Here is a 22,528-nt window from a genome sequence, read left to right as displayed (position 1 = left end):
CGCGTCGCGTGTCGGCCTCAATCACAGAGTCTCGGCTGGCGCGAGCTATATTGGAAATCATAAAAATGTTCGGCTACTATCCATGCCGTGGATACCAAGCGCCTTGACCTCAATTTGTTGGTTACCCTGGAGACGCTGCTGGTCGAGCGGAACGTCACGAAGGCGGCTGCCCGGCTGCACCTGAGCCAGCCAGCGGTAAGCGCCCAGCTAAACCGCCTCCGGCGTGAGTTCGATGACCCGCTGCTGATTCCTGCCCAGCGAGGCATGACGCCGACGATCAAAGCGATGGAGTTGCTCGATCCGTTGCGCCAAGCCCTTGATCAAGTTCGCGCAACGGTCGCTTCGCATAGGAACTTCGATCCGGCGAAGGCCAACCTGACCTTCGCAATCGCTTGCACGGACTATCTACAAGCGGCCGTGGTCAAGCCGCTCGTTGTGGAACTCAGGACGCGGGCGCCCGGTGTTCGCGTCGCGATCCGCAATCTGGACGTGCCGCAGCTGGAGGCGCAGATGGCGCGCGGCGATGTGGATCTGGCGCTCATGACGCCGCAGGCGGCCCCGCCAAGCCTTCGCACCCGCCATTTGTTCGATGAGCGCTATGTGCTCATCGGCCGCCGGAAGCATCCGCGGCTGCGGAAAGGAATCACAGTCGCTGAATTTGCCATGCTGGAGCAAGTGATCGTGTCTCTGGACGGGGGCAGCTTCGTGACACCGTTGGACAGCGCTCTGACCGCTCTCGGACACAGGCGCAACGTGGTGCTTTCCGCGGCTTCGTTCCTGTTTGTCCCCGAGATCGTGTCGTACTCGGACTTCGTGGCACTGGTCCCGGAACGGCTGGTGCGCGATTCCGCGGACCAGCTTGAAGTGATGGACTGTCCGTTCCCCGTTGAAGGCTTTGCAGTGGGAATGGTGTGGCATGAGCGCAATCACGGACACAGCGGCCAGCGCTGGATCCGTGAAGCTGTCATCTCCCTTGTCGCGCGACAATCCTCGTCCCAAGCGCGCGATAATCACGGCTAGGGCGGTTCAGCGTTTCACGGAATCGCCGAACCGCTCTAACTATTTGTTTTTACGCATTCCGGACGGAAAACCGTTACACACTTTTCCTGGAATTGCTCTAAATCAGGCGGCCTGCTTGGAGCGAGACTCAGACTTCTCCAGATAGTAGCTCGAATAGCGGTCGAAGAACTTTTCCGAAGCGCCGAGCGAGCCGTATTTCGCAAGCTTCTTCAGCTCGACCTTGTTGAGCACCGCGCCGACGATCTTGTCGGCGATATAAGGCTCCTGCTCCAGCATCGAGCGTATCATGGCGCGTGGCGTGCGGCCCCATTCGGTGACGAGCACGAAACCGTCGACCAGCGGCGCGAAGGCCTTGGCGTCGACCACCGGGCCAAGCGGCGGCAGGTCGACGATGATGTATTCGAACGTCTCCCTGGCGTTCTCGATGAAGCGCCGCATCCCGGCCGAGCCCAGAAGCTCGCTGGTGTGCGAGAACTGGCCGCGCAGCACCGCGGGGATGATCGCCAGCTTGGTCTGGCGGTCGACCTTGCCGACCGACTGCCAAGTCTGCCCGTTGACCACCGCTTCCATCAGCCCGTGCTCGGTTTCCATGCCGAGGCTGCGGCTGAGGCCGGGATTGCGCAGATCGCCGTCGATCAGCAACGTCTTGGCGCCGTTGGCGGCGAGCAGGCCTGCAAGATTTGCCGCGACCGTAGACTTGCCTTCGCCGGGCAGGACCGAGATGACGCCGATCACCCGGCTGTCCTTGTCTTCCATCACCACATCGAACGCGATCTTGGCGTTGCGGAGCGTCTCGGCGAACATCGAGGCCGGTGCGTCGAGGCTCACTCGCATGCGCGCCCTTTTCTCCGCCGCCGACAGGCTGGTGACCTTGCCGTCAGCCGGCAAGTCGTCCGGCTTCGCCTCCTTGGCCCTGCCGCCGCCGATCGTCGGCAGATAGCCGAGGAACTTCAGGCCGACGCGGTCGCGAACGTCCTCGCCGGTGCGGAAGAAGCGCTCGTTGAATTCGTTCAGGCCACCGAAGCCGGCGCCGAGCATAAGGCCAAGCACCAGCGAAAGCGCCAGCACCCTGATGGTGCGCGGGCTCGACGCTGCCAGGGGCATGTTCGCGTCCGAGATGATGCGCACCTTGCCGACAGGGAAGGATTGCTGCTGCGAGGCTTCCTGGTAGCGGCTGAGGAAGGTCTGGTAGAGTGTGGAGAGCGCCTGCGCCTGCTGGTCGAGTTCCCTCAGCCTCACCTGCGACTCGTTGTCGGCCGAGCTCTGGCCGGCAGCGGTGGTGATCTTCTGCCTAAGCTCGGCCTCGCGCGCCTGCGCGACTTGGAAGTCGTTGCGGTAGCTCTCAGTGATCTGCTTCAACTGCCCGAAGATCTGGGCCGACACATCGGCCTTTTCCTTGGCGAGCGCCACTGCCTGCGGGTGGTCCTTGCCGAAGTTCGCCTCGACATCCTGCAGCCGCTTGGAGACGGCGAGATAGCGGGTCTTGAGGCCGATGATGACCGAGCTGCTCGGCTGATCGGATGCAATTGCGGAATCGTTGAAGGCACTCTCGGAACCGCTGTCGACGATCGCCTTGTATTGCTGGTAGCGGGCGCTGGCCCGCGCGGTATCGGCCTGCGCGATGATAAGCTGGGCGTTGAGGTCGGACAATTGCTTGCCGCTGATCAACTGGCCGTCGCTGCTTGCGGACAGCCCGTGCTCGGCCCTGAATTTCTCGACCTCCATGGCGGCCTGCTGCGAGCTTTGGCGAAGCTCGGTCAGCCTGCCCTGCAGCCAGACAGCCGCGCGCTCGGTGGCGTCGAAGCTGGCGTTGAGCTGATCGGCGAGATAGGCATCGGCATAAGCCTTGGTGATGGCCGTGGCGAGAGCCGGATTCGTCGACTGATAGCCCAAGGTAATAACGTTGCTGCGGCCGACGCGATCCGCCGTCAATTCGGTCTGCAGCTTCAGGACCGCATAGTCATGACGCGCGGCGGTGATCATCGCCTGGCGCGTCGCGGCGTCGACGTTCTGGATTCCCGGAATGTCGTCCGTGCTGGAGCCGCCGCGAAAATAGGCAAGCACGCTGCGAAGGAAACCGATACCCTGGGCAAGGGCCGATTGCGGCGGATACATGAACTCGTCGTTCTGGTCGAGCTTCAGCTTGTCGACAACCACCGATGCCAGCCGCGCCGAGTTGAGAATTTCTATCTGGCTGAGGATGGTAGCGTCCGTCTGCTGCGTGACGTTGGCCGCAGAAATGTCGTCCACGACCTTGTTCAGGCCCTCGTCGATCAAAACGCTCGAGACCGACGTGTATTGCTTGGGCGTGGTCTGCAGGTAGATCACGCCCAGGAACAGGCCGATGACGGCGCAGACCGCCACCACCTTGGCCTGCCGGGCCGCCATGCCAAGCAGACGCTCGACGTCGATGAAGTCTTCACCCTTTTCCGCTTCGGTACTGGGCAATGGCATCCTCTTGTCGAGAGGAAAGTTGGCATAATTCATCTTCGGTCCAATTCCAGGTTGCAGGCGCTACCGGCCTTCGAAGAGTGGGGTCGTTACCAGAAAAGACCAGGCAACATCCGTGCCACGGGGCGCCTGGCCAGGAAAGCCAGGCGCTTGCGCGGCTGTCGCGCCATCGCGATTGCGCATATGCACCCAAAATTTGGGCATTATGCGGCCACTTCCCGGCGCTCGTGCGACCGGACGAATTGCTGCAGCATTTCGAAGATCGGTCCTTTCATGTCGTCGCGCGCCAGGGCAAAGGCGATTGTGGCCTCGATGAAGCCTTCCTTGGAGCCGCAGTCGAACATGCGGCCGTTGAAGGGCTGGGCATAGAAGGGCTGGCTCTCCGCCAGGCGGACCATGGCGTCGGTGAGCTGGATCTCGTTGCCGGCGCCGCGCTGCTGGGTGCCGAGCAAGGCGAAGATCTCCGGATGCAAGATGTAGCGGCCGTTGATGTAGAAGTTCGACGGCGCCTTGGCGGGAGCCGGCTTCTCGACCATGGCGGTCACCTCGAAGCCGGAGGCTACCTCGGCGCCGCGGCCGACGATGCCGTATTTGCCGGTTTCCGAAGGATCGCAGCGCTCGACGGCGATGACATTGCCGCCGGTCCGCTGATAGAGGTCGACGGTTTCGGCCAGGCAACCCGGCGCGCCGAAGGACACCATGTCGGGAAGCAGCAGGGCGAAGGGCTCGTTGCCGATCACGTCGCGCGCGCACCAAACGGCATGGCCGAGGCCATGCGGCGACTGCTGGCGGATAAAGGAGGTGGCGCCGGCGACCGGCAGCAGGCTTTCCAGCGACTGGAGCTGCGCCTTCTTGCCGGTCTGCTCGAGGGTGCCGATCAGTTCAGGATGCAGGTCGAAATAGTCTTCGATGACCGCCTTGTTGCGGCCGGTGACGAAGACGATGTGCTCGATACCGGCCTCGAACGCCTCGTCCACGGCATATTGCACGACAGGCTTGTCGACGACGGGCAGCATTTCCTTCGGCATCGACTTGGTCGCCGGCAGGAACCGCGTTCCGAGCCCCGCCACCGGGATGACTGCCTTCCTGACTTTCTGCATCGCTTATTCCTTCTGAGGAGATCGATTTCAACCTATCGCCGGCCATGAAAATGCATTCCATCCGCCCGCATGCTTCACCTCCCCGTCCCCACGGCAAATTGTGCCGCAACCCTTCTGAGCCGGACCGCGATCGGCATGCTCATATGCCTGACCGCGGCCGGATCGCTGAGCGCCGTGCGAATAGCCTTGAGCGGCGCACGCGCCTTGATGTGCTGAACCAATGACAAGAACGAGGCCGCCTTGCGCAGGCTGCGGCCGCGCCTCGCGAAGGCCGTTCTGGCGGGCTCGTCCATGAAATGCGCGGCGGCGAAGGCGGCATCTGCTTCGGCCATCGCCTCGACATGATGCAATTCGAGCACCCGCGAGATCGAACCGGTGCGGATATGATAGACATAACCGGTGGTCGGCTCGACCACGCAGCGGCCGCCCTTGGCCAGCGCGCTCGCCAAAAGAATGTAGTCTTCGCCGATGCGCAGCTTCTCGTCGTACCGAAGTTGGTTTTCGTTGAGGAATCGACGCTGGAAGATCGGCTTCAGATAACCGAGGTTGAAGCGCGATTCGAAGACCACGTTGCCGGCGATGTAACCGGCCAGCGAGATTTCGCCGAGCGCTTCGAGATAGCCGGTCGGGAACATGATGTCGTCGGGACTGCCGTCCTCGCGCACGACCTGGACATTGTCGACCGCGATCTCGGCACCGGCCTTCTCCGCCCGCGCGATCATTGCCGCCAGCCTGCCCGGCAGGACGGCGTCGTCGGAATCGAGCACAGCCACCCAGCGGCCGCGGGCGAGATCGAGCCCGGCATTCCTGGCGCCGCCGGGACCCCGGTTGGCGGGAAGCGCGACCACCTTCACGATGTCTTCGGGATAGGCGCGCGCGACATCGAGCGTGCGGTCGCGCGACCGGTCGTCCACGACGATGATTTCGATCGCGACGTCGCGCTGCGCCATCGCGCTGGCGATCGCCCGGTCGAGGGTCGCCTCCGCGTTGTAAGCGGCGATGACGAAGCTGACGTCAGGCTGCACGCTTGTCCCCTTCCTGCGGGTTCAGGCCGTATTGGCGGATTTCGCGGACGCCGACCAAACCGCTGACGACGCCGACATGCATAATGCCGCGCAGCATGCTGCGGTTCCGTCGCACCGGACTGACCGCGGTCAAAAGCGCCATGCCGAAGCAATAGGCCGCCTTGGCGGAAGCGAGACCGACCTGACTGATGCGGCGCACGCCGCCGGTGTCGCGTCCGATGAGGTGGCCATGCGTTTGTCCGAAGCGGAAGCGGCGGCGGCGCAGCCAGTCGAAAGCCGCCCTCGATCGCGGCACCACCTCGTCGACAAAGGCCCGCGGGGCAAAGGCGATGCGTCCACCAGACTTGACCATATGATCGAAGAACTCGGTATCCTCGCCCCCGGTCTGGCCGCGCGCCAGGCTGAAGCGCCGGTTGCGCAGGCTCTCCTCGGTCGTCCTGAGCAGGACGTTGCAGGTGTAGCCGGTGCGGATCTCGCCGCGCACCCAGACGGGCAACGTCGAGTGGAAGTCGCCCTTACGCATCCAGTCCGGCGCATCCTGACGATATGTCGCGCGAACCGGTCCGAGCACGGCGGTCGCGCCGGTCGCCTCCGCGGTTGCGACAAGCTCGACGAGCCAGCCCGGCGACGCTGTCTCGTCGTCGTCGATGAAGGCGACGAGGTCCGATACGCTGGCATCTAGGCAGGCATTGCGGGCGATCGAGATGTTGCGGGCCGGCGCGTGGCGATAGCGGATCGGCAGCTTCAGCTCCCGTGCCAGCGTCTTTACCCGCGGCCGTGCCGTCGGCTCGTCGTCATTGTCGGCGACGACTATGCCGATCTCGAAGCCGGCAGGCTTCTCCAGCGCGGCGATGGAACGCAGCGTGTCGGCAAGCTCCGGCCGGCGGAAGGTGCAGATGCAGATGTCGATGGAGCGGCCGGCCATCACGCCGCCTCGCGCTGCGATCGGGGCGTGAGAAGCTGTAGCCAGAAGCCGACGGACCAGCCGAAATGCATGACCATCGCCGAAACGCCGGCCAGCGCTAGGCCCGGGTTGCGCTGGCGAATGGTCGTCACCGCGCCGTAGCCGAGGCACACGATCGCCCAAAGCAGAAAAGGCACGGCCGCCAGCCAAGAGACGAAGGAGAAAAGCGCCAAAAGAACGACCGGCGCGACCAGCAGCGGGATCATCTGCCGCACCTTCGGCACCATGCGATGCTTCAGCACGTTCTTCGCGCGGCCGCGGCCATAGCCGAGATATTGGAAATAGAGGCTCTTCAGCGTGGCGCGCGGGTAATAGATCATATGCGTCTCGCCGCTCATCCAGATGCGGTAGCCGGCCTGGCGCAGCCGGTAGTCGAGCTCGGCATCCTCGTTGTGGCTGAAGCTCTCGTCATAGCCGCCGACCGCCCTGAAGGCGCTGATGCGCATCAGCGCATGGTGGCCGTGGTCGACCCATTCGCCGGCCGACATGTGGCGGTGCTTGGAACCGCCGGTGCCGAGCTTGGAATTCTGCGCCGCGGCGACGGCCTTCTGCACCGCGCCGGTACCGCTGGTCAGCATCGAGACGACAACCGAATCGGCGCCAGTAGCAAGCGCCTCCTCGATCAGCCTGTCGCAATAGTCGGCGGGATAGCCGCCATGCGCGTCGATGCGGATGACGTAGCCGGCGTCGTCGCCGAACGTCGCCACCGCCAAGTTGACGGCCGCGCTCTGGATGCGCTTCGGATTGGCGAGCAGCACGACCCGCGGATCCTCGGCGGCGATCTTTTCGACGATGGCCTGCGTGCCGTCGGTGCTGCCGCCATCGGCGACGACGATGCGCGCGCCGAGTCTTGCCGCAGCCGGACGCAACTGCCCGAGCAGCACGCCGATATGAGCGGCCTCGTTGAGGCACGGAATGACGATCAGGCTCGATGCCGTTGTCCGCATCATCGGCTTTTTTCCATTCTCAGCCATCCTATGCCAGCGCCTCGGTCGCGAAGGTCCCGCGAACGGCGGTCAGGCCTCGCAGCTTGTCGACGAAAGCCAGGCAATCGCTGCGGTCATAGCTCCAGGTCCGCGGATTGCGGCCCAGCACGCGCGACTTCAGCTTGCCGAAGCGCTCCCGGCTCATCCGGCCGAGCGCGGTGTCGAGCCCTTCGGGCGCGGCCTCGGACAGAAGCACGCCGATGTCCTGTCGTTTGAGGAACCGGCCGGTTTCGGTGCTCGCCATCGAGATCGGCACGGCGCCGAAACGGCAGCCTTCGTAGAGGCGGTTGGGAAGCAGCCATTCGGAATTCTGGCCCTGCTCGAAGAAATCGATCGCCCAGGAGAAGTGCACCTCCCGGTAGATCGCTGCCATGTCCTCCGGATTGCGGTAGGGACCGCGAAAGGAAAGCCACGGCTCGGCCTCGACGAAGGCGTGAAAATCCGGGAATTCGGACAGCGCCGGACGGCCCCGCAGCACCACTTCGAAGCGTCCATTCTGCCGTCGGGTGAATTCGGCCAGGATATCCAGGGAGCGGCGGCAGCGAAGCGCGCCGAACCAGCCGATGCGCCAGGGCGGCGCCGCCGGGCAGTCCTTCCCAAGCACATCGTCCGCTGGCGGATCGTCGGCCAGCACCGGCATGGCGTCGAAATATTTGTTCTCGATCAGCTCGACCGGTGCGGCGATTTGCCCGAACGGCTTGAAATAATTGGCGACGAAAGCGGGAGAGCTGGTCACCAAAAGCTTCACATCGCGGGCGAGATGGCGTTCGACCCCGCGCAGCATCTTGCCGACAAGGTCGTTGCGCAACATCAGCCGATGGATGTCCAGGCATTCGTATACGATCGGCACTGCGGCGCCGAAAACCCGGTTGGCGCGGTGGGCAAGAACCAGCATTTCGAGGTTGCGCGCGATGATCAGGTCGGGGCGCGTCACGGCACCGAGCTTGGCGCCGATCGATACGGCAGCCTTGGCCACCGCGCCGATGCGCTGCGCGAATCGGCCATCGCGCGTCGGGCCGAGGTCGACCGGCTCGAGACCTTCGATCTCGGCGATCGGACTGGGGGTGCGGCGGAAGCCCGCCAGGGTTATCCTGGCACCGCCTGCCCTGAGCATTTTGACCCTCCGGCGCACCGCCGGATCGGATACGTCATGCACAAGGTACAAGACATGCAGCATGAAACTCGACCGCAGTTGGGCCCGCCACCCACAGGGATGCTAGTACAGCTTTTGCTGCATCGCAACATTTTTGGTGCGGCGTAGCAAGGAACACAGCATTTTTGTTGCACTGCAAAAATCGTACGCTAAGGTCGGCTTGCTCGAGCGGCAACGGTTCATTCCTTGGCGCTGACCAGTCGGCGCGCCAAGCTGCCAGAGCGGATTGAACCGGGATTGATGTGCCCGGGATTAGAACGACGAGGGGTCGTTTCCTGGTCGCGGAACCTATTCATGATGAGGTGATTCGATGAAGATCGTCGTCGAGAACACAGTCTGCCTGAACACCGGGGACGCAGCGATTCTGCTGGCGATCCGCCATATTCTCAAGACCGTTTTTGGCAGCGACCTGCGGTTCCTGGTCTTCGACAGCCAACCTGAAGTCGCGGCGAGACTCTACCCCAAGAAGGATTACCCGGACCTGGAGTTTCACAAGCTGCTGTCGGAATCCATCTTCCGATATGGCTCTGGTAGCGGGGTGAAAGACCGGCTGAAACCTCTTTACAACCGCGTCGTTCGCCACGCTTTGCGGCGTTTCGGCGCCGAGAGCGCCGTTGGCCGTGCCTTGTTCAACGACACCGACCGTCACAGTCTCGATATCTATCGAAACGCCGACCTCGTCGTCACGACCGGCGGCACCTATCTAGTCGAAAATTACAATCTTGAAAGGCGGTTGAACCAGTTCCGCGTCGATGCAATCCTCGGTAAGGATCCCGTCTTTTTCACGCAATCCCTCGGCCCGTTCAACAAAATCTACAATCGGCGGGAATTGAGCCCGATCTTCGACCGGAGCCCGCTCATCCTGCTGCGCGACGAGCGTTCCAGAAACCACATATTGGACATGGTGAAGGAGCCAGGCAAATGCCACGTCGTGGCCGATGCCGTCTTTGCACTTGCGGACACCGACAGGATCGAAAACCGGCTGGCCTCCGCCGAGCCTCCGGAGGAAACCGGGCGTGTCGCCATCTCCGTCCGCCATTGGAACTACGTCAATGACGGCGAAGGCGGCATGCGCCGCTACATCGATTCGGTGCGCGAAATGGCAACCACCCTTGTCAGGGACCATGCCAAGGAGGTGACCTTCGTCTCAACATGCCAGGGCGTTCCGGAATACGCGCATGACGATTCCAAGACGGCGCGCGCGATCGTAGCCGAGCTCGATCCGGAGATTGCCAAACATGTCAGCGTGGACGCTTCGTTCCACACGCCGGACCAGTTGATGGCGCTGGTGAAAGGCTTCGACTTCGTCGTCGCGACGCGCATGCACATGATGATCATGTCGCTTTGCGTCGGCACGCCGGTGTTGCCGATCGCCTATGAATTCAAGACCAAGGAAGTCGCCAAGCGCATCGGCGTCGCCGACCTGTTGCTCGACATCGATACGGTGACGCCGCAGGAAGCGGCCGAAAAGCTCGGCAGGTTTGCCGCCAACCTCGACCGGTATCGTCGCACTAGCCTGCAGGCCGTGCTTGAAGAACATGCTTCGGCAATGTCGGCCACAGACCTGCTGAGGCCCCTGGTCGCCGGCGTTTCAGCGGATGCTGCGGGCGATGTTCTGAAACGTGCCGGACAGCATCCCGCGCGATTGGGGAAAGAGCAGCATCAGGATGAGGGCGAGGCCGTAGTTCAGGCAAAGCGCCAGGACCACGGCGAGAAGGTCTGATCGGCCGATGAGCGAGGCCGGCAGACCCAGATAGGCGAGCCAGGCGAGCAGCGACGAAACGATGAAGAGCGCCTGCATGATCAGAAAATCGCCGGCAGTCACCGGCCCGACGCGGTGGACCAGCACCGCAAGCACGGGGACGCGCAACACATAGCCACTGATGGCATAGGCGGCGGCGACGCCGACGGCGCCCCAGTGCAGGCCAATGATGAAAGAGGCGACCGTCGTCAGCGACGAGTATATGCCCCATTGAAACATCAGCTTGGTCTTGCCTTGGCAGATGAATATCCAGCCGGTGGTGCTTGAAACGGACTGCATCAGGCTGGCGATGCCCAGCCAGGCAAAAATCGGCGCCACGGCTGTCCAGCGCGGCCCGAAAAGAAGTGCTACCACCTGTTCCGAACTCAGCGTCAGCGCCGCGATGCCAGGCATGGTCACGGCTGCCAGCATCCAGTTGGTTCGCACGTAAAGGTCGCGAAACCGGGGCTTGTCCTCATGAATGCGGCTGAGCAGCGGCACCATTACGCGCGTCAGCGGCTGGGTGATGTTTTGGAGCGGAAACAGAAGCAGCTTGTAGGCTCGGTCATAATAGCCGAGCTCGATCGCTCCGGAATATTTCCCGATGAGGATGTTGTCGAGATTGCGCGCGAAGAAGTTGACCAGGTTGAAGCCGGTCAGGTTGGCGCCGAACGACAATATCTCGCCGTCGACTTTCAGATCCGGCCGCGAGGGCGTCCACCCCACCACCCGCCATGCTGCGGCGAGCGCAACCACCGCCGCAGCCGCCGGCCCCAGCACCAGCGACCAGTAACCCATTCCCGCCCAGGCCGCGATCGCGGCGACGACAAGTCCCGCGGCCGCCGTTATCACATCGTTGAGGGCGAGCTGGCCGAACTGCAGATGTCGGTTCATGAGTGCCAGCGGAACCGCGGCAACGCTGCCAAGCAGCAGCGGCAGGGCAGAGGCAATGGTGATGCCGAGCATGCGCTGGTCGCCGTAGAATGCGGCGATGGCCGGCGCCAGCGCCACAACCACCACGGAACTGCCCAGTCCGACAAGCGCGCTGACCCAAAACACCTGGTTGAGCTGCTGCTCGCTGATGTCCTTGCGCTGGACCAGGGCTTGCTGCAAGCCAAGGTTCTGCAGCAAGCCGACAAAGGCAACGATCGGTCCGACGGACGCCACCAGACCGAAATCCTCGGGCACGAGAAGACGGGCAAGGATGATGACCGAAAGGAACTGGATCACCATTTTGAAGCCCTGCGCGCCAGCGGTAACCAGCCCGCCGCGCAGCGCGACACGACCGAACTGAAGAGGAGGCGGGTTGGCATTCATCTGGGCGCTCTCGTCTCACCAAGCTCGGTTGCAATCTGCGCGAACCGTTCGTTCAGCACGTCTGCGTTGAAATCCGCCTCGATCTTGCTGCGGGCAGCGAGCGCGATCGGCTCGCACAGCTTCGGATTTTCGGCGATCCAGCTAAGTTTGCCGGCCAGCGCCTCGACGTCCCGCTCCGGTACGAGGAAGCCTGTCTTCTGGTCCTGGATCAACTCGGGGATCCCGGAATGATAGGTGCTGACCACCGTCAGACCAGCGGCCATGGCTTCCATCAGCGCCACCGGTATGCCCTCGAGATCGCCATCGGGCGCGCTGACGCTGGGTAACACGAACACATGCGCATCGCGCAGGCGCTGCTTGACCTCGGCATGCGGCCTCGGCCCCAGGAAAGTCACCGTGTCGGCAATGCCGAGATCGCCGGCAAGACGCTTCAGCCCTTCCAGCAGCTCGCCATCGCCGATCACTGAATAAATCCAGTTACGACGCGGCAGGCTGGCCAGCGCGCGCAGCGCATACTCGATGCCCTTCTTCTCGGTCAGCCGGCAGACCGAGATGAAAGAAAGCGTGTCTTGCTCCCATGACCGCCAGCGGTATTCGATCTCGCCAGGCCGAACGCCCATATGGTGTACCACGACCTTTGCCGGCGGCGCGCCGACCTCGATCAAAGCGTCGCGGAAAAAGGCGTTCACCGGCAGTTGGAGAACACCGTTTTCGAATACGGTCTTGTAGCGCGCAAGCGTATTGTCGTGCATCGGCCCGCCAACGTCGTTGCCATGGAAAATCGTCACCAGTGGTGCGGAAATCCTGCCGCGCTTGATGACGCGAGCGACGCGCAAGCCATTGGTGCCGAAATGCGCGACGATGACGTCGGCCTTCCGCAATTTGTGAGCGTGAACGACATCGATGGCAGTGGAAAGCTTGTCCCACAGCCTGCCGGACCATTTCCTGAGCAACGGACGATAGCGGCCGAGGCTACCCCACCAGCACACGACCTTTCCTGGCAGCGCCTGCCAGCGCTGATCGTCGACATTGCGGTCCCTGCCGAAGGTCGTCTCGTTGCAGACGACGCCGACCTCCATGCCGTGCTCAAGGCATCCGGCAATCTGGTCGAGGACGAATGTCTCGGACAAGGAGGGGAACTTGTCGACTACGAAGCAAATTTTCATCGGCAGGCTGCGCTCGCGGCAAAACCGATCGGTCGGCCGGTTTCAGGCAACGCCTGGCGGCCGGCAAACTCGCGGACCGCTCGTCGGGTATAATTTTCGACCGCCAGCAGAGCAGACGTTCCGGCGACGACAGCCGGGCCGAAAAGGTCGTGCCCGAGGCACGTAACATACAGCATGAACCAGACCGCTGTTGGCCCACCCGCCGGGATGCTATTACAGCCATTGCTGCACTGCAACATTTTTGATGCAGCTCAGGCGGAATTCCGCAACTTGTTGCGCCGCGCGGTCCATGACGCATCTTGTCATCGAAAGCTAAGCAATGTCGCTAGACGGCACCGGAACGATCTGGCGGGGCGTCAGCAATACCGACGTGGATGGCAGATTCAAGCGCCGCGCCTTGCATGGCCACTTGGGTAACGATCTGCGCAAAACGCTCGTTCAAGACATCCGCGTTGAATTGCTCCTCGACTTTGCGGCGTGCGGCGAGTGCGATGCGCTCACATTCCCCTGGATGTTTGGCGACCCAGGCAAGCTTGTCGGCGAGTGCCGTAATGTCTCTCTCAGGCGCAAGGAACCCTGTCTCCCCATCCTGGATAAGCTCGGGGATTCCTGAGTGATACGTACTGACCGCAATCAATCCGGCCGCCATTGCTTCCATGAGCGCGACCGGGATGCCTTCCATGTCCCCGTCGCTGGCAGTGACACTTGGCAGCAAGAACAGATGCGCCAGCCGAAGCCGACGTTTCACTTGCATGTGCGAGAGGCTGCCCAGGAATGTTACGCGGCTCGCCAACCCCAGCTCCGCTGCAAGCCTCTCCAACCCCGGCCGCAACGGTCCGTCACCGATAATGTCGTAGCGCCAGTCTATCTCAGGATGAAAGCTCACCAGGGAGGCCAAGGCGCGTAGGGCGAACTCGACGCCCTTCTTCTCCACCAAGCGGCAAACCGTCGTAAGGATCAGCTGGGTGCCTTGCCATGATGCCCAGCGATAGCTGATTTCGCGAGGATCGATTCCCATGTGGTGGACCACGGTGCTTGACTGGGAGGCACCTGCCGCGAGCAGCATCCCTCGGAAAAACTCGTTGACCGTCAGGTTCAAGGTTCCATGCTTGATGAGCCCGGCATACTGCGCCGCGAGCACCGCCTGACGCGACGGAATCGCTACATCCGCGCCGTGGAAGATAGTTATGACCGGCGGTTTGAGGAACTTCCATTTCTTGAGCGCGACCACCCTCTCCCCGTTCTGTCCGAAATGAGCGACAATCACGTCGCAGCGGTTCAGGCGGCGTGAGAAAATGATATCGAGAGCGGTCGACACCTTGTATCGCAAGCGTGGCGGCAAGCGAAATACCAATTCGCGGACGCCGGCAGCCCATTCCCACCAGCATCGGGTCGTGGCGAGCAGCTTCGCCACGGGCTCGCCTTGCCGGTCGATGCGACCGTCACTCCCTATCCTGGTGCAGATGACCTCCACATCAAAGCCGCGCGACAGCAGCCCAGCCATCTGGTCTATGACGAAGGTTTCTGAAAGGAGGGGGAATTCGCCGACGACAAAGCCAACGCGCATAGCCCGCCTTTAACGTTGCGGACCGGCCTGGACCATTACCGGTCAGGCTAGCCCAAGCCCCTGATTTAGATGGGTTAACATGCAGGCTGCTAATTTGCTACCGAAATATTGCACTGCAGCATTTCTGTTGGGGCGATACCGCGGGACTGCGCACGCGCGATTGCCCGAAGCAGCCTCGGAGGTTCACGACGCCCTGCGCAGATTCTGCCTTTCGGTGGCATTGCCCAAGACATCCATGAACACTGCGAACTGGCTGTCCGGATTCATCTGAGGCCGCTCTGAAAACAGCCGCGCCGCGGCAGACAGTCGGTCGTACTCGGCCTTATCGTTCCACAATCGCCGAACCGTCGCAACCCAGTCGGCAAGCGGAGCATCGTAGTCGAGCACCACACCACCGACGCCAATCGCTTCCGGCAGACCGCCGCGCCGGGACCCGACGACTGGAATGCCGCTGCAGTGGGCCTCGGATGCCACCCGCCCCCAGGCCTCTTCCCATTTGCTGGGCGCAAGCAGAATCTTGGTGCGGCCATAGACGGTCTTCATGTCGCTGGTACGGCTTTCCAGGATTGCATTGCCTAACGGGGCGATCGTCCGCTCGATCTCAGCCCGGTGCTTGTCGTCAAGCATCCAGCTCTCGACGAACAGAAACGGAATTTCAGGGCATTCGCCGGCAATACGAACCGCCAGTTCAAAACCCTTTTCGTTGTAAGGGTTGATCATCGTCACGAATTCGCCGGTGGTCGGGGTGCTGTAAAATGCGGGATTGATGCTGGGCGGAATCACCGTCGAATCGATGCCGAATTCTGCCTTGTAGGCGCGGGCGGTGAACTCGGAATTGGCAATGTAGCGCGCGGAGCGGAGGTCGCGCAGGTCGCCGGCCAGTTCGTGGAATTCGACATTCCTCAGATAGACGACCAGCGGCACTCCCAGCGCCTGCAGTTCCTTGCCGATCGGCACCGAATTGTGGCATTGCACGACCGCGACATCGGGCTTCAGCTTCTTGACCGCAAAGCCCGCCGCCTCCCACGGGAACCACGCCCGCACCACCGGATAACCTGGAAACGTGTCGATGACGGCGCGCTGGCGAAGCAGCTTCATCTTGGCGCGCGCCTTGAAACCGAAGATGCCATCGCCGAACAGTGCCGCCAGAACCGAGGCCTCATGACCGTGTTCGCGCAACTGCTCGACCAGATGATGGGTGCTCGACTGAACACCCCCGCTGAATTGCGGCATATAGCCGGTGCCGCCTGCAAACAGAACGTTCATGAACCTTGTCCCTTGTTGTGCCGCCCCGGCCGTCACACAGTCATGCCGCTAACCTGCCGATCGAGTGGTATTCGATGCCGTAGCGCGCGATGACCTTCGGATCGTAGAGGTTGCGGCCATCGAAGATGACCGGCGTGGTCAGCGCGTCCTTGAGCGCGTCGAAGGAGGGAGCCCTGAAGCTCTTCCATTCGGTGCAGATCAGAAGCGCGTCGGCGCCGCGCAGCGCCGCTTCCTTGGTGCCGCAAAGCAGGAGGTCCTCGCGCAGGCCGTAGATGGCCTGGCATTCCTGCATCGCCTCCGGATCATAGGCCTGCACCTTGGCGCCGGCCGCCCACAGCGCCTCCATCAGCGTGCGCGACGGGGCCTCGCGCATGTCGTCGGTATTCGGCTTGAAGGCTAGCCCCCAGACGGCGAAGGTCTTGCCCCTGAGGTTGCCCTGGAAATAGCGGTCGACCTTCTCGAACAGCACCGATTTCTGCGCGTTGTTGCGTTCCTCGACGGCGCGCAGCAGCTTGGCGTCGAACTTGACGCCCTCGGCGGTTTTGATCAGCGCGCGCACATCCTTGGGGAAGCAGGAGCCGCCATAGCCGAGGCCGGGATAGATGAAGTGATAGCCGATGCGCGGATCGCTGCCGATGCCCTTGCGCACCTCCTCGATGTCGGCGCCCAGCTGCTCGGCGAGGTTGGCCATCTCGTTCATGAAGCTGATCTTGGTCGCCAGCATGCAGTTGGCGGCGTATTTGGTGAATTCGGCGCTGCGCACGTCCATCACGATCATCTTCTCGTGGTTGCGGTTGAACGGCGCGTAGAGCTCACGCATCACCGCCTCGGTGTCTTCGCTCGACGTGCCGACGATGATGCGATCGGGCTTCATGCAATCGGCGACGGCAGAGCCCTCCTTGAGGAATTCAGGGTTCGAGGCGACATCGAAGCTCAGGTCCTCGCGCCCGCGCCCCTTCAGGGTCTCAGCGATCCTTGCCTTGATCTTCTCGCAGGTGCCGACCGGCACGGTCGATTTGCCGACGACGATCTTGGGCGCGTTCATCTCGCGGCCGATGGCCTCGGCGACGGCGAGCACATATTTCAGATCGGCCGAGCCGTCCTCGCCGGGCGGCGTGCCGACCGCGATCATCTGGATCTGGCCGTGTTTGACCGCCGCGGCCGCATCGGTGGTGAAGCGGATGCGGCCAGCGGCGTGGTTTTCCCTGACGAGGCTTTCCAGCCCGGGTTCGAAAATCGGGATGAAGCCCTGATTGAGCCGCTCCACCTTCGCTGCATCGATGTCGACGCACACCACCTCGTGCCCGACTTCCGCGAGCACCGCGGCCTGGACGAGACCGACATAGCCAATTCCAAACACCGTCAAGTTCATTCGGTTCTGTTCCTGTTTAAGGCCGGGCCGCAGAACGGCCCGGCCAGTTCAGATGTGCCCAGGCCCTCATGGGCCTGGATGTTGTGCATGATCTTATCCCAAAAGCGGTTCCCCGTTTCTGGGGATCATGCCTAGTTGCTGTTACTTATGCTGCACGCCAGCGATTCCGGGAACTGGCACGGCTGGCCCAAGGCGGTGAAGGCGACGCGCTTGACCTCCATGGTCACCTTGCGGCCGGGATCGGCGAAGGCGCCCATCCAGTTGGTCAGCTTGTCGCTGCCCCACAGGCTGAAAAAGATCTTCTGCGGATTGGTCGGCAATTCGTCCGGATTGGTCACTTCGTTGACCAGCTTGCCGTTGACGTACCAGCGCAGCCGGTCCTTCTCCCAGACGAAGCCATAATCGTTAAAGCCCTTGTCGGCGCCGCCCCCGACATCGACCAGCTTGCCGTTCTTCGGCTTGCCCTGGATATAGCTGTTCACCTGGACTTTCGACGGATCCTTGGTGAGCACCTCGAAGTCGATCTCGTCCCAGGGCTTTTTGTCCTGCGGCCCGATATAGGTGAAGAACGCGGCGTTGAGGCCCGAGCCGCTATCGGTCTTCATCCGCGCCTCGTAGACGCCATAGCCATAGCGCTGCTTGGTCTGGATCTCGGCGCAGGCGAACTCGCGATCCTTCAGCTTGCGTTTTTCGAAGCTCAGCGAAAGCACGCCGTCGGAAAGCCGAACAAGGTCCTTCGACCAGGTGCAGTTCTGGTGATTGCCGTTGTTCCAGCCGTCGGAGACGAACCAGCGCGAACGGTCGAAGTTCGAGAAATTGTCGACGAAGGAGGGCGCGCTCTGCATGTCCTCAGCATGCGCCGGATGCGGGGCGGCCGAGACTGCGGCTGCAACGGCGAGCAGCGCGCCTGCCAGGCTTGGCCAAGGACTGCGTGACCCATTCGAGCGCGGACGCGGCGTGCCGCAAGCCGCCGCGATGGACGTGTTGTTCGAATCTGCGTTCATGACAAACTCACCTTGTGTTGTCCGCCCCAACCCAAAGTCACTTCCGGCCCGCCTCAGCGAGCCGCTTCCGATCTTCCGCCCTTTGAACTCCTTTATGGTCTCGTATCGATGATGTTGTCCGTGGATACCCTCAGCCTCGTCCCGCGGACTTCGCCAATCCGGTCTGCGCTTTGGCCTGCTGCGGGCCGTCGACAATCGCGTCGAGCGAACGACGCAGTTCCTTCATCAAGCCTTTCTGGCGAGTGAGCTCGGCGATGCGCCGCTCGTAGTTCAGGATCGCGCCGGTCATCGCACTGACGTCCGACGACTTATCCGTCGAGGCAGAGCCGTTCTCCATCGCCTCGACCAGGAAGGCCGCGTTAGTCGCCGTCGACCGATAGCGATTCTCCAGCCCGGTTTTCTCTGCTTCGATCTCGGCGCCGATTTGGTCGAACAACTTCGCCAGACGGTCGAAACGCTGGAGATCGGTCTGCCGGTCGCGGACCGGGTCTCTGGATCTGAAGCCAAAAATCGAAGCCATTCGATTGGCCTTTCGCAATTGCTGCACCGCAACATAGACTGCCATTCTCGAGGCAAGTAGGCAACCTCGTAGTTTCGGAAAGCGGATTTTTTTGGAAACGGCTCAACGCCGTTGCCGTCGTCCGATCATTCCTTCGCGGCACTTGTCGCCGACATCAGGAAGCGCATCGGCGGCACTTGCTGCTTTGCAGCAATGCCGGTGCGGCGGAACAACGCGTCCAGCTTGTCGGCGGCCACGCCGCGAACGATCGGGATCAGATTGGACTGGCTGGCGAAAGCGTAGGCGGCGGCCGATGCCAGGCCGCGCTCCGCCTTCACGTCAAGGAAATTGCGCAGCCGGTATTTGTCACGCACATGGCGCTCGTGGCGCCGCAAGGCGGCCTTCGAGGCTTCCGGCAAGTTGCCGAGCGCCAGCAGCGCCAGATCGGCATCCGCAAGCCGCTTCAGATCCTGCGTCCTGTGACGGCCGCTCAGCGAATCGGCGCGGACGATCGCGCCATAGCCGCAAGACTTGATGACCTTGAAACGCGCTCCGCAGGCGACGGCGCGCGCATAGAGCTCGTAATCCTCGCCGAGCCGCAGGTTCTCGTCATAACTCAACCCGTGCCGGTCGAGGAACGCCCTGCTGATCACCGGCTTGAGGAAGCCCAGCTCGCCGCGCAGCACGCGGCGGCGAGAAATGTTGCCTTCGACGAAGCGCTCGAAGTCGAGGAATTGCGGTTCGGGCGCAAAGGAAGGAGCCGCGACCTTGGCGGGATCGGCCGCCGCATCGTCCCTGATCAGCATGATATTGTCGGCCGCGAAATCCCAGTCGGCACTGGCGAACAGCCGGCGAAAGCGGCCCTCGAGGAAAAAATCGTCGGCGTCGAGGATGCTGATGAAAGGCGAGGCGGAGGCCTTGATCGCTGCGTTGCGGGCGAAGGAGGGACCTTGGTTGACGTCGAGACGCATGACCGAGAGCCGGCCGCTGCCGTCATCGGCGGCGCGCGCCACATTCTGGGTGTCGTCGGTGGAGGCATCGTCGACCACGACGACTTCCGCCACCTCCGGCTCGCGCAGAGCCGAAGCGATGGCGACCTGTATGGTCCGCGCCGCGTTGCGGGCGGCGATGATGACGCAGACCCTGGGGGTCGTCACGGGCATGTTTCACCTTTCAATTGCGTGAGTGACAGCCCGCCCATGGCCCTGAATGTGAAACCGGTCTTCATCCGTTGCTCCGCATCGGCGCGGCGACGGCCGGCCGCTCGAAGATGCGCCGGCTGAGATCGGCGGAGGCCGCCCACCCGGCTTCGGCCAGATAGCGCACCGGCTCGCGGCCGCAGAGCTCCCATAGCACCGTCCGCCGCTGCGGCCAGCGCAACGACGACAGCCAGGGCGCGATCACCATGTGGAAAAGGTCGGCATTGTCGATGCGCGCCAGGATCCGTGTGGCGCGGTCCGAAAGCAGCGTGGCGGTGCCGCCAAGCAGGACATCGGCAGCGCGCAAACCAAGCAGCAGCGTGTCGGCAAGGCCTTGCTCGGCGGCATGGTCGAGCACCATCTGCTGCTCGGTTTCGCTCAACCGACTGGAAGCCGCCCTGACGTCGCAGACATAGCCGGCGCAAGGATCGCGGTTGAAGAAGGCCTTGGCGACACTGATGCAGGACAAGAGCAGCATGTCGGGCGCCGAAATCAAAGGCATGGTGGTTCCGGCAACCTTGATCTCGCGCTTGCGGCGCAGGAAGCCGTCTATGTCGCGCGGACTGGGCGAGCCGGGCTGCTGCAGCCGGTGGTGGAGATCGACCGTGGCGGCCCGAACCCCATCGTCGCGGACCATATGCTGCTCGCCGAGGAAGCGCACCCACCAGACCGAGCGCGACTTGCCGGCGACCTCGTAGCCGGCGGAGCGGAGGGCCTCGCGGGCGGCGAAGAAACCGGACGGCGAAACCAGTATGTCGACGTCGCCGGATGGCTTCATGAAATGATCACCATAGAGCAATTGCTGCTGCAGCGGCCCCTTCAGGAAGACGAAGTCGACCTGCCTGTCCCGCAGCACCCGATGGACGGCGATCGAATCGCCGATGCAGGCGGCGTTCATCGACATGGTGCGCCGGCGATAGCCATCGAGCCATGCGAGCAATTCGGCAGGCGTCGCGGCGGCGGCCCCGTGCAAGAGGGCCTTGAGCAAAAAGACCGCGACCTTGTTCAACCTCGCAATGTCGGCGACGTTGGCCACGGAGATCGCCGGAGCCGGCATGCCGCCATGGTCGGCGGCTCCCGCAGCCGGGTTGAAGAACAGCCGCAGACAGGCCTGCACATAGGCGACTTCGTCGGCGCAGCCGGACGCACGCAGCCTGTCGTAGGAAGCATCCTGCACGGCCATGCCCGATGTCGTTCTCCACAAAACCGCCCGCGGCGTTTATACCGCAACTGCGAAGAAAAGCATCGGCAAAAATCAGAACGGTTATCCAGCGAGTTCCGAGGCGGCCTCGCTTCTGCAACCTTCGCGTTCAGGTTCACCGTGTCGCCGATCACTTTTGAAGACAGGCCCGGCGGGCCGCGACGTGACCCAGCAACCGGTATCTTCCGCGCTATTTTCTTCGCAGCTGCGAGGCCGCCATTTGAGTTCGGAAACTTATTCGAACCAAATCAAATGCTTACTTAAACGGCAAAAAAGCAGCCTTGAGCGCCCGGACGATACCGGTCCAAAATGTAAGGCCGGTGACGTCATCAATCGACGACTGCCGCCGCAACCGAGAATTGATTAATGCCTAGTAAATCAGACTTGACTCATAAATGTTGCCGTGCAGCAATTGCAACGCAGCATAGAAATGTGCTGGCGGCATTCTGAAGCCGCTTCCAGTCCTCAGTTGGAGAGTAAAATGGAACAGAATGTTGAGAAGCAACAGTACGAGACCCCCAGCCTGACGGTTCACGGTTCGATCGAAACGATCACGCAGGGCGGCGCTGGTACGACAGCGTTGGACGCGGCATTTCCCGCGCACACGCCGTTCGACCAGCTCACCTTCTCCTGAGGTTGCACGCGTTCGGAGTTGTCGGATTTTGGGGCTCCGAGCGTTTCTTTTAAACAGGTGAGCCGGGGGGCTCATGCCTCCCGGCTTCCTGGCCGGGCGATCGCAGGCAACCGATCCCGGTCCAGGTCGGAAGACGCGTGGCGTTCAAGAATGAGGTTTTAGGATGCACTGGAACCCATCGGACCATGACCGCGTGGTCGCGACCGGCGACGCGGTGGCTTGCGAATTCGGCAACGGACTGGCGCTGCTCCATCTCAAATCCAACATCTACTACAGCCTGAACGGCGTCGGCGCCTACATCTGGGAGCTGATCCAGGAGCCACGACCGATCCTCGACATAAGAAGCGCCGTGATCGCGCGCTACGATGTCGATGCCGAGCGCTGCAAGGCCGATGTAGAAGGCTTGCTCAAGGGGCTGATCGAAGCCGGGCTTGCGAGGCTCCACCATGAGGAACTGGCCTAAGATCCTCTCCCTTAGCGGCCCGGAGATGCTGTTTCTGGCGCGTTGTCTGGCCGTGGTCAGCGCCGTGCGGATCGGGCTGACGCTTTGCTCCTACAACCGAGTGCGCGCTCTGGTGACCCGGCTGGAGGCGAGAGGCGATGCCGATATCGCCGATCTGCGGCGGATCGCATGGGGCGTCGCCGCCGCCGCAAGGTTCGTGCCCGGCGCCAGTTGCCTCACCCAAGCCCTCGCCGGACAATATCTGCTTGCCCGCCAAGGCAATGCCTCCAAGATCCGCATCGGCATCGAGCGCGGGACCGGCGAGGAGCTCAAGGCGCATGCCTGGCTGGTCAGCGGCGACCACATCGTGCTTGGCGGCTCGGTCAACGGCTTCACCCATCTCGTCGATCACGGGCAATAA

19 protein-coding genes and 1 pseudogene are annotated in these 22,528 nt (G+C 62.6%); 5 read left to right on the top strand and 15 right to left on the bottom strand.

The genetic code is table 11. The annotated features are described in order from the left end of the window. Nucleotides 1-87: 87 nt before the first annotated feature. Nucleotides 88-1,020, top strand: a complete 933-nt coding sequence (locus P9236_RS14180; protein ID WP_278075245.1) for a LysR family transcriptional regulator — start codon at nucleotides 88-90, stop codon at nucleotides 1,018-1,020. A gap of 102 nt (nucleotides 1,021-1,122) precedes the next feature. Here P9236_RS14180 and P9236_RS14175 read toward each other — a convergent pair whose 3' ends face one another. From P9236_RS14175 to P9236_RS14150, 6 genes are all read right to left on the bottom strand, one after another. After that, nucleotides 1,123-3,507, bottom strand: coding sequence for a polysaccharide biosynthesis tyrosine autokinase (locus P9236_RS14175; protein ID WP_278075244.1), 2,385 nt, complete (start codon nucleotides 3,505-3,507; stop codon nucleotides 1,123-1,125). 167 nt (nucleotides 3,508-3,674) lie between these two features. Next, on the bottom strand, nucleotides 3,675-4,571 hold the full coding sequence (locus tag P9236_RS14170) for a UTP--glucose-1-phosphate uridylyltransferase (protein WP_278075243.1): 897 nt from the start codon (nucleotides 4,569-4,571) through the stop codon (nucleotides 3,675-3,677). A 74-nt stretch (nucleotides 4,572-4,645) separates the two neighbouring features. Then, nucleotides 4,646-5,596 carry a glycosyltransferase family 2 protein gene (locus P9236_RS14165; RefSeq protein WP_278075242.1) on the bottom strand — a complete coding sequence of 317 codons (951 nt, stop codon included), beginning with the start codon at nucleotides 5,594-5,596 and terminating at the stop codon, nucleotides 4,646-4,648. Then, nucleotides 5,586-6,521 carry a glycosyltransferase gene (locus P9236_RS14160; protein ID WP_278075241.1) on the bottom strand — a complete coding sequence of 312 codons (936 nt, stop codon included), beginning with the start codon at nucleotides 6,519-6,521 and terminating at the stop codon, nucleotides 5,586-5,588. The genes P9236_RS14165 and P9236_RS14160 overlap by 11 nt, the downstream gene beginning before the upstream one ends. Next, complete coding sequence (locus P9236_RS14155) at nucleotides 6,521-7,507, bottom strand: glycosyltransferase family 2 protein (RefSeq protein WP_278075305.1); 987 nt, start codon at nucleotides 7,505-7,507, stop codon at nucleotides 6,521-6,523. Before P9236_RS14155 ends, P9236_RS14160 begins: the two co-directional genes overlap by 1 nt. Nucleotides 7,508-7,535: 28 nt before the next feature. Next, complete coding sequence (locus P9236_RS14150; RefSeq protein WP_278075240.1) at nucleotides 7,536-8,723, bottom strand: glycosyl transferase family 1; 1,188 nt, start codon at nucleotides 8,721-8,723, stop codon at nucleotides 7,536-7,538. 286 nt (nucleotides 8,724-9,009) lie between these two features. On the opposite strand from P9236_RS14150, the pseudogene P9236_RS14145 reads away from it, so the two are divergent. Next, a pseudogene (locus tag P9236_RS14145) lies at nucleotides 9,010-10,065 on the top strand (polysaccharide pyruvyl transferase family protein); the annotation flags it as partial. A gap of 225 nt (nucleotides 10,066-10,290) precedes the next feature. On the opposite strand, the gene P9236_RS14140 reads toward P9236_RS14145, so the two are convergent. The 9 genes from P9236_RS14140 to P9236_RS14100 form a co-directional block, all read right to left on the bottom strand. Next, nucleotides 10,291-11,757 carry a lipopolysaccharide biosynthesis protein gene (locus tag P9236_RS14140; protein ID WP_278075239.1) on the bottom strand — a complete coding sequence of 489 codons (1,467 nt, stop codon included), beginning with the start codon at nucleotides 11,755-11,757 and terminating at the stop codon, nucleotides 10,291-10,293. Continuing rightward, nucleotides 11,754-12,923, bottom strand: a complete 1,170-nt coding sequence (locus P9236_RS14135) for a glycosyltransferase (RefSeq protein ID WP_278075238.1) — start codon at nucleotides 12,921-12,923, stop codon at nucleotides 11,754-11,756. The genes P9236_RS14140 and P9236_RS14135 overlap by 4 nt, the downstream gene beginning before the upstream one ends. A 325-nt stretch (nucleotides 12,924-13,248) precedes the next feature. Next, nucleotides 13,249-14,490: a glycosyltransferase gene (locus tag P9236_RS14130; protein ID WP_278075237.1), complete on the bottom strand. Its 1,242-nt coding sequence runs from the start codon at nucleotides 14,488-14,490 to the stop codon at nucleotides 13,249-13,251. Between the two features lie 183 nt (nucleotides 14,491-14,673). Next, nucleotides 14,674-15,756, bottom strand: a complete 1,083-nt coding sequence (locus P9236_RS14125) for a glycosyltransferase (protein WP_278075236.1) — start codon at nucleotides 15,754-15,756, stop codon at nucleotides 14,674-14,676. A 40-nt stretch (nucleotides 15,757-15,796) separates the two neighbouring features. Continuing rightward, entirely contained in the window at nucleotides 15,797-17,128 is a 1,332-nt protein-coding gene (locus P9236_RS14120; protein ID WP_278075235.1) for a UDP-glucose/GDP-mannose dehydrogenase family protein, read from the bottom strand. Nucleotides 17,129-17,259: 131 nt separating this feature from the next. Then, entirely contained in the window at nucleotides 17,260-18,132 is an 873-nt protein-coding gene (locus tag P9236_RS14115) for a glycoside hydrolase family 16 protein (RefSeq protein WP_278075234.1), read from the bottom strand. 130 nt (nucleotides 18,133-18,262) lie between these two features. Beyond that, entirely contained in the window at nucleotides 18,263-18,652 is a 390-nt protein-coding gene (locus tag P9236_RS14110; protein ID WP_278075304.1) for a hypothetical protein, read from the bottom strand. A 125-nt stretch (nucleotides 18,653-18,777) separates the two neighbouring features. Beyond that, nucleotides 18,778-19,794 (bottom strand): glycosyltransferase, encoded by a 1,017-nt coding sequence (locus tag P9236_RS14105; protein ID WP_278075233.1) that lies wholly within the window; start codon nucleotides 19,792-19,794, stop codon nucleotides 18,778-18,780. A gap of 61 nt (nucleotides 19,795-19,855) precedes the next feature. Beyond that, the gene (locus P9236_RS14100) at nucleotides 19,856-21,013 is read right to left on the bottom strand and encodes a nucleotidyltransferase family protein (protein WP_278075232.1); all 1,158 of its coding nucleotides are present in this window, start codon (nucleotides 21,011-21,013) and stop codon (nucleotides 19,856-19,858) included. A 499-nt stretch (nucleotides 21,014-21,512) separates the two neighbouring features. Here P9236_RS14100 and P9236_RS14095 point away from each other — a divergent pair, with 499 nt between their 5' ends. From P9236_RS14095 to P9236_RS14085, 3 genes are all read left to right on the top strand, one after another. Continuing rightward, on the top strand, nucleotides 21,513-21,665 hold the full coding sequence (locus P9236_RS14095; RefSeq protein ID WP_278075231.1) for a lasso peptide: 153 nt from the start codon (nucleotides 21,513-21,515) through the stop codon (nucleotides 21,663-21,665). 163 nt (nucleotides 21,666-21,828) lie between these two features. Continuing rightward, nucleotides 21,829-22,128 (top strand): PqqD family protein, encoded by a 300-nt coding sequence (locus P9236_RS14090; protein ID WP_278075230.1) that lies wholly within the window; start codon nucleotides 21,829-21,831, stop codon nucleotides 22,126-22,128. Beyond that, a complete protein-coding gene (locus P9236_RS14085) occupies nucleotides 22,112-22,528 on the top strand; it encodes a lasso peptide biosynthesis B2 protein (protein WP_278075229.1) in 417 nt (138 codons plus the stop codon). Before P9236_RS14090 ends, P9236_RS14085 begins: the two co-directional genes overlap by 17 nt.

Origin of the sequence: Mesorhizobium sp. WSM4884 (assembly GCF_029625675.1) — a bacterium.
Lineage (GTDB): Bacteria > Pseudomonadota > Alphaproteobacteria > Rhizobiales > Rhizobiaceae > Mesorhizobium.
Note: the sequence above shows the minus strand (reverse complement) of the source record. Positions and strands in the feature narration are given on the sequence as shown.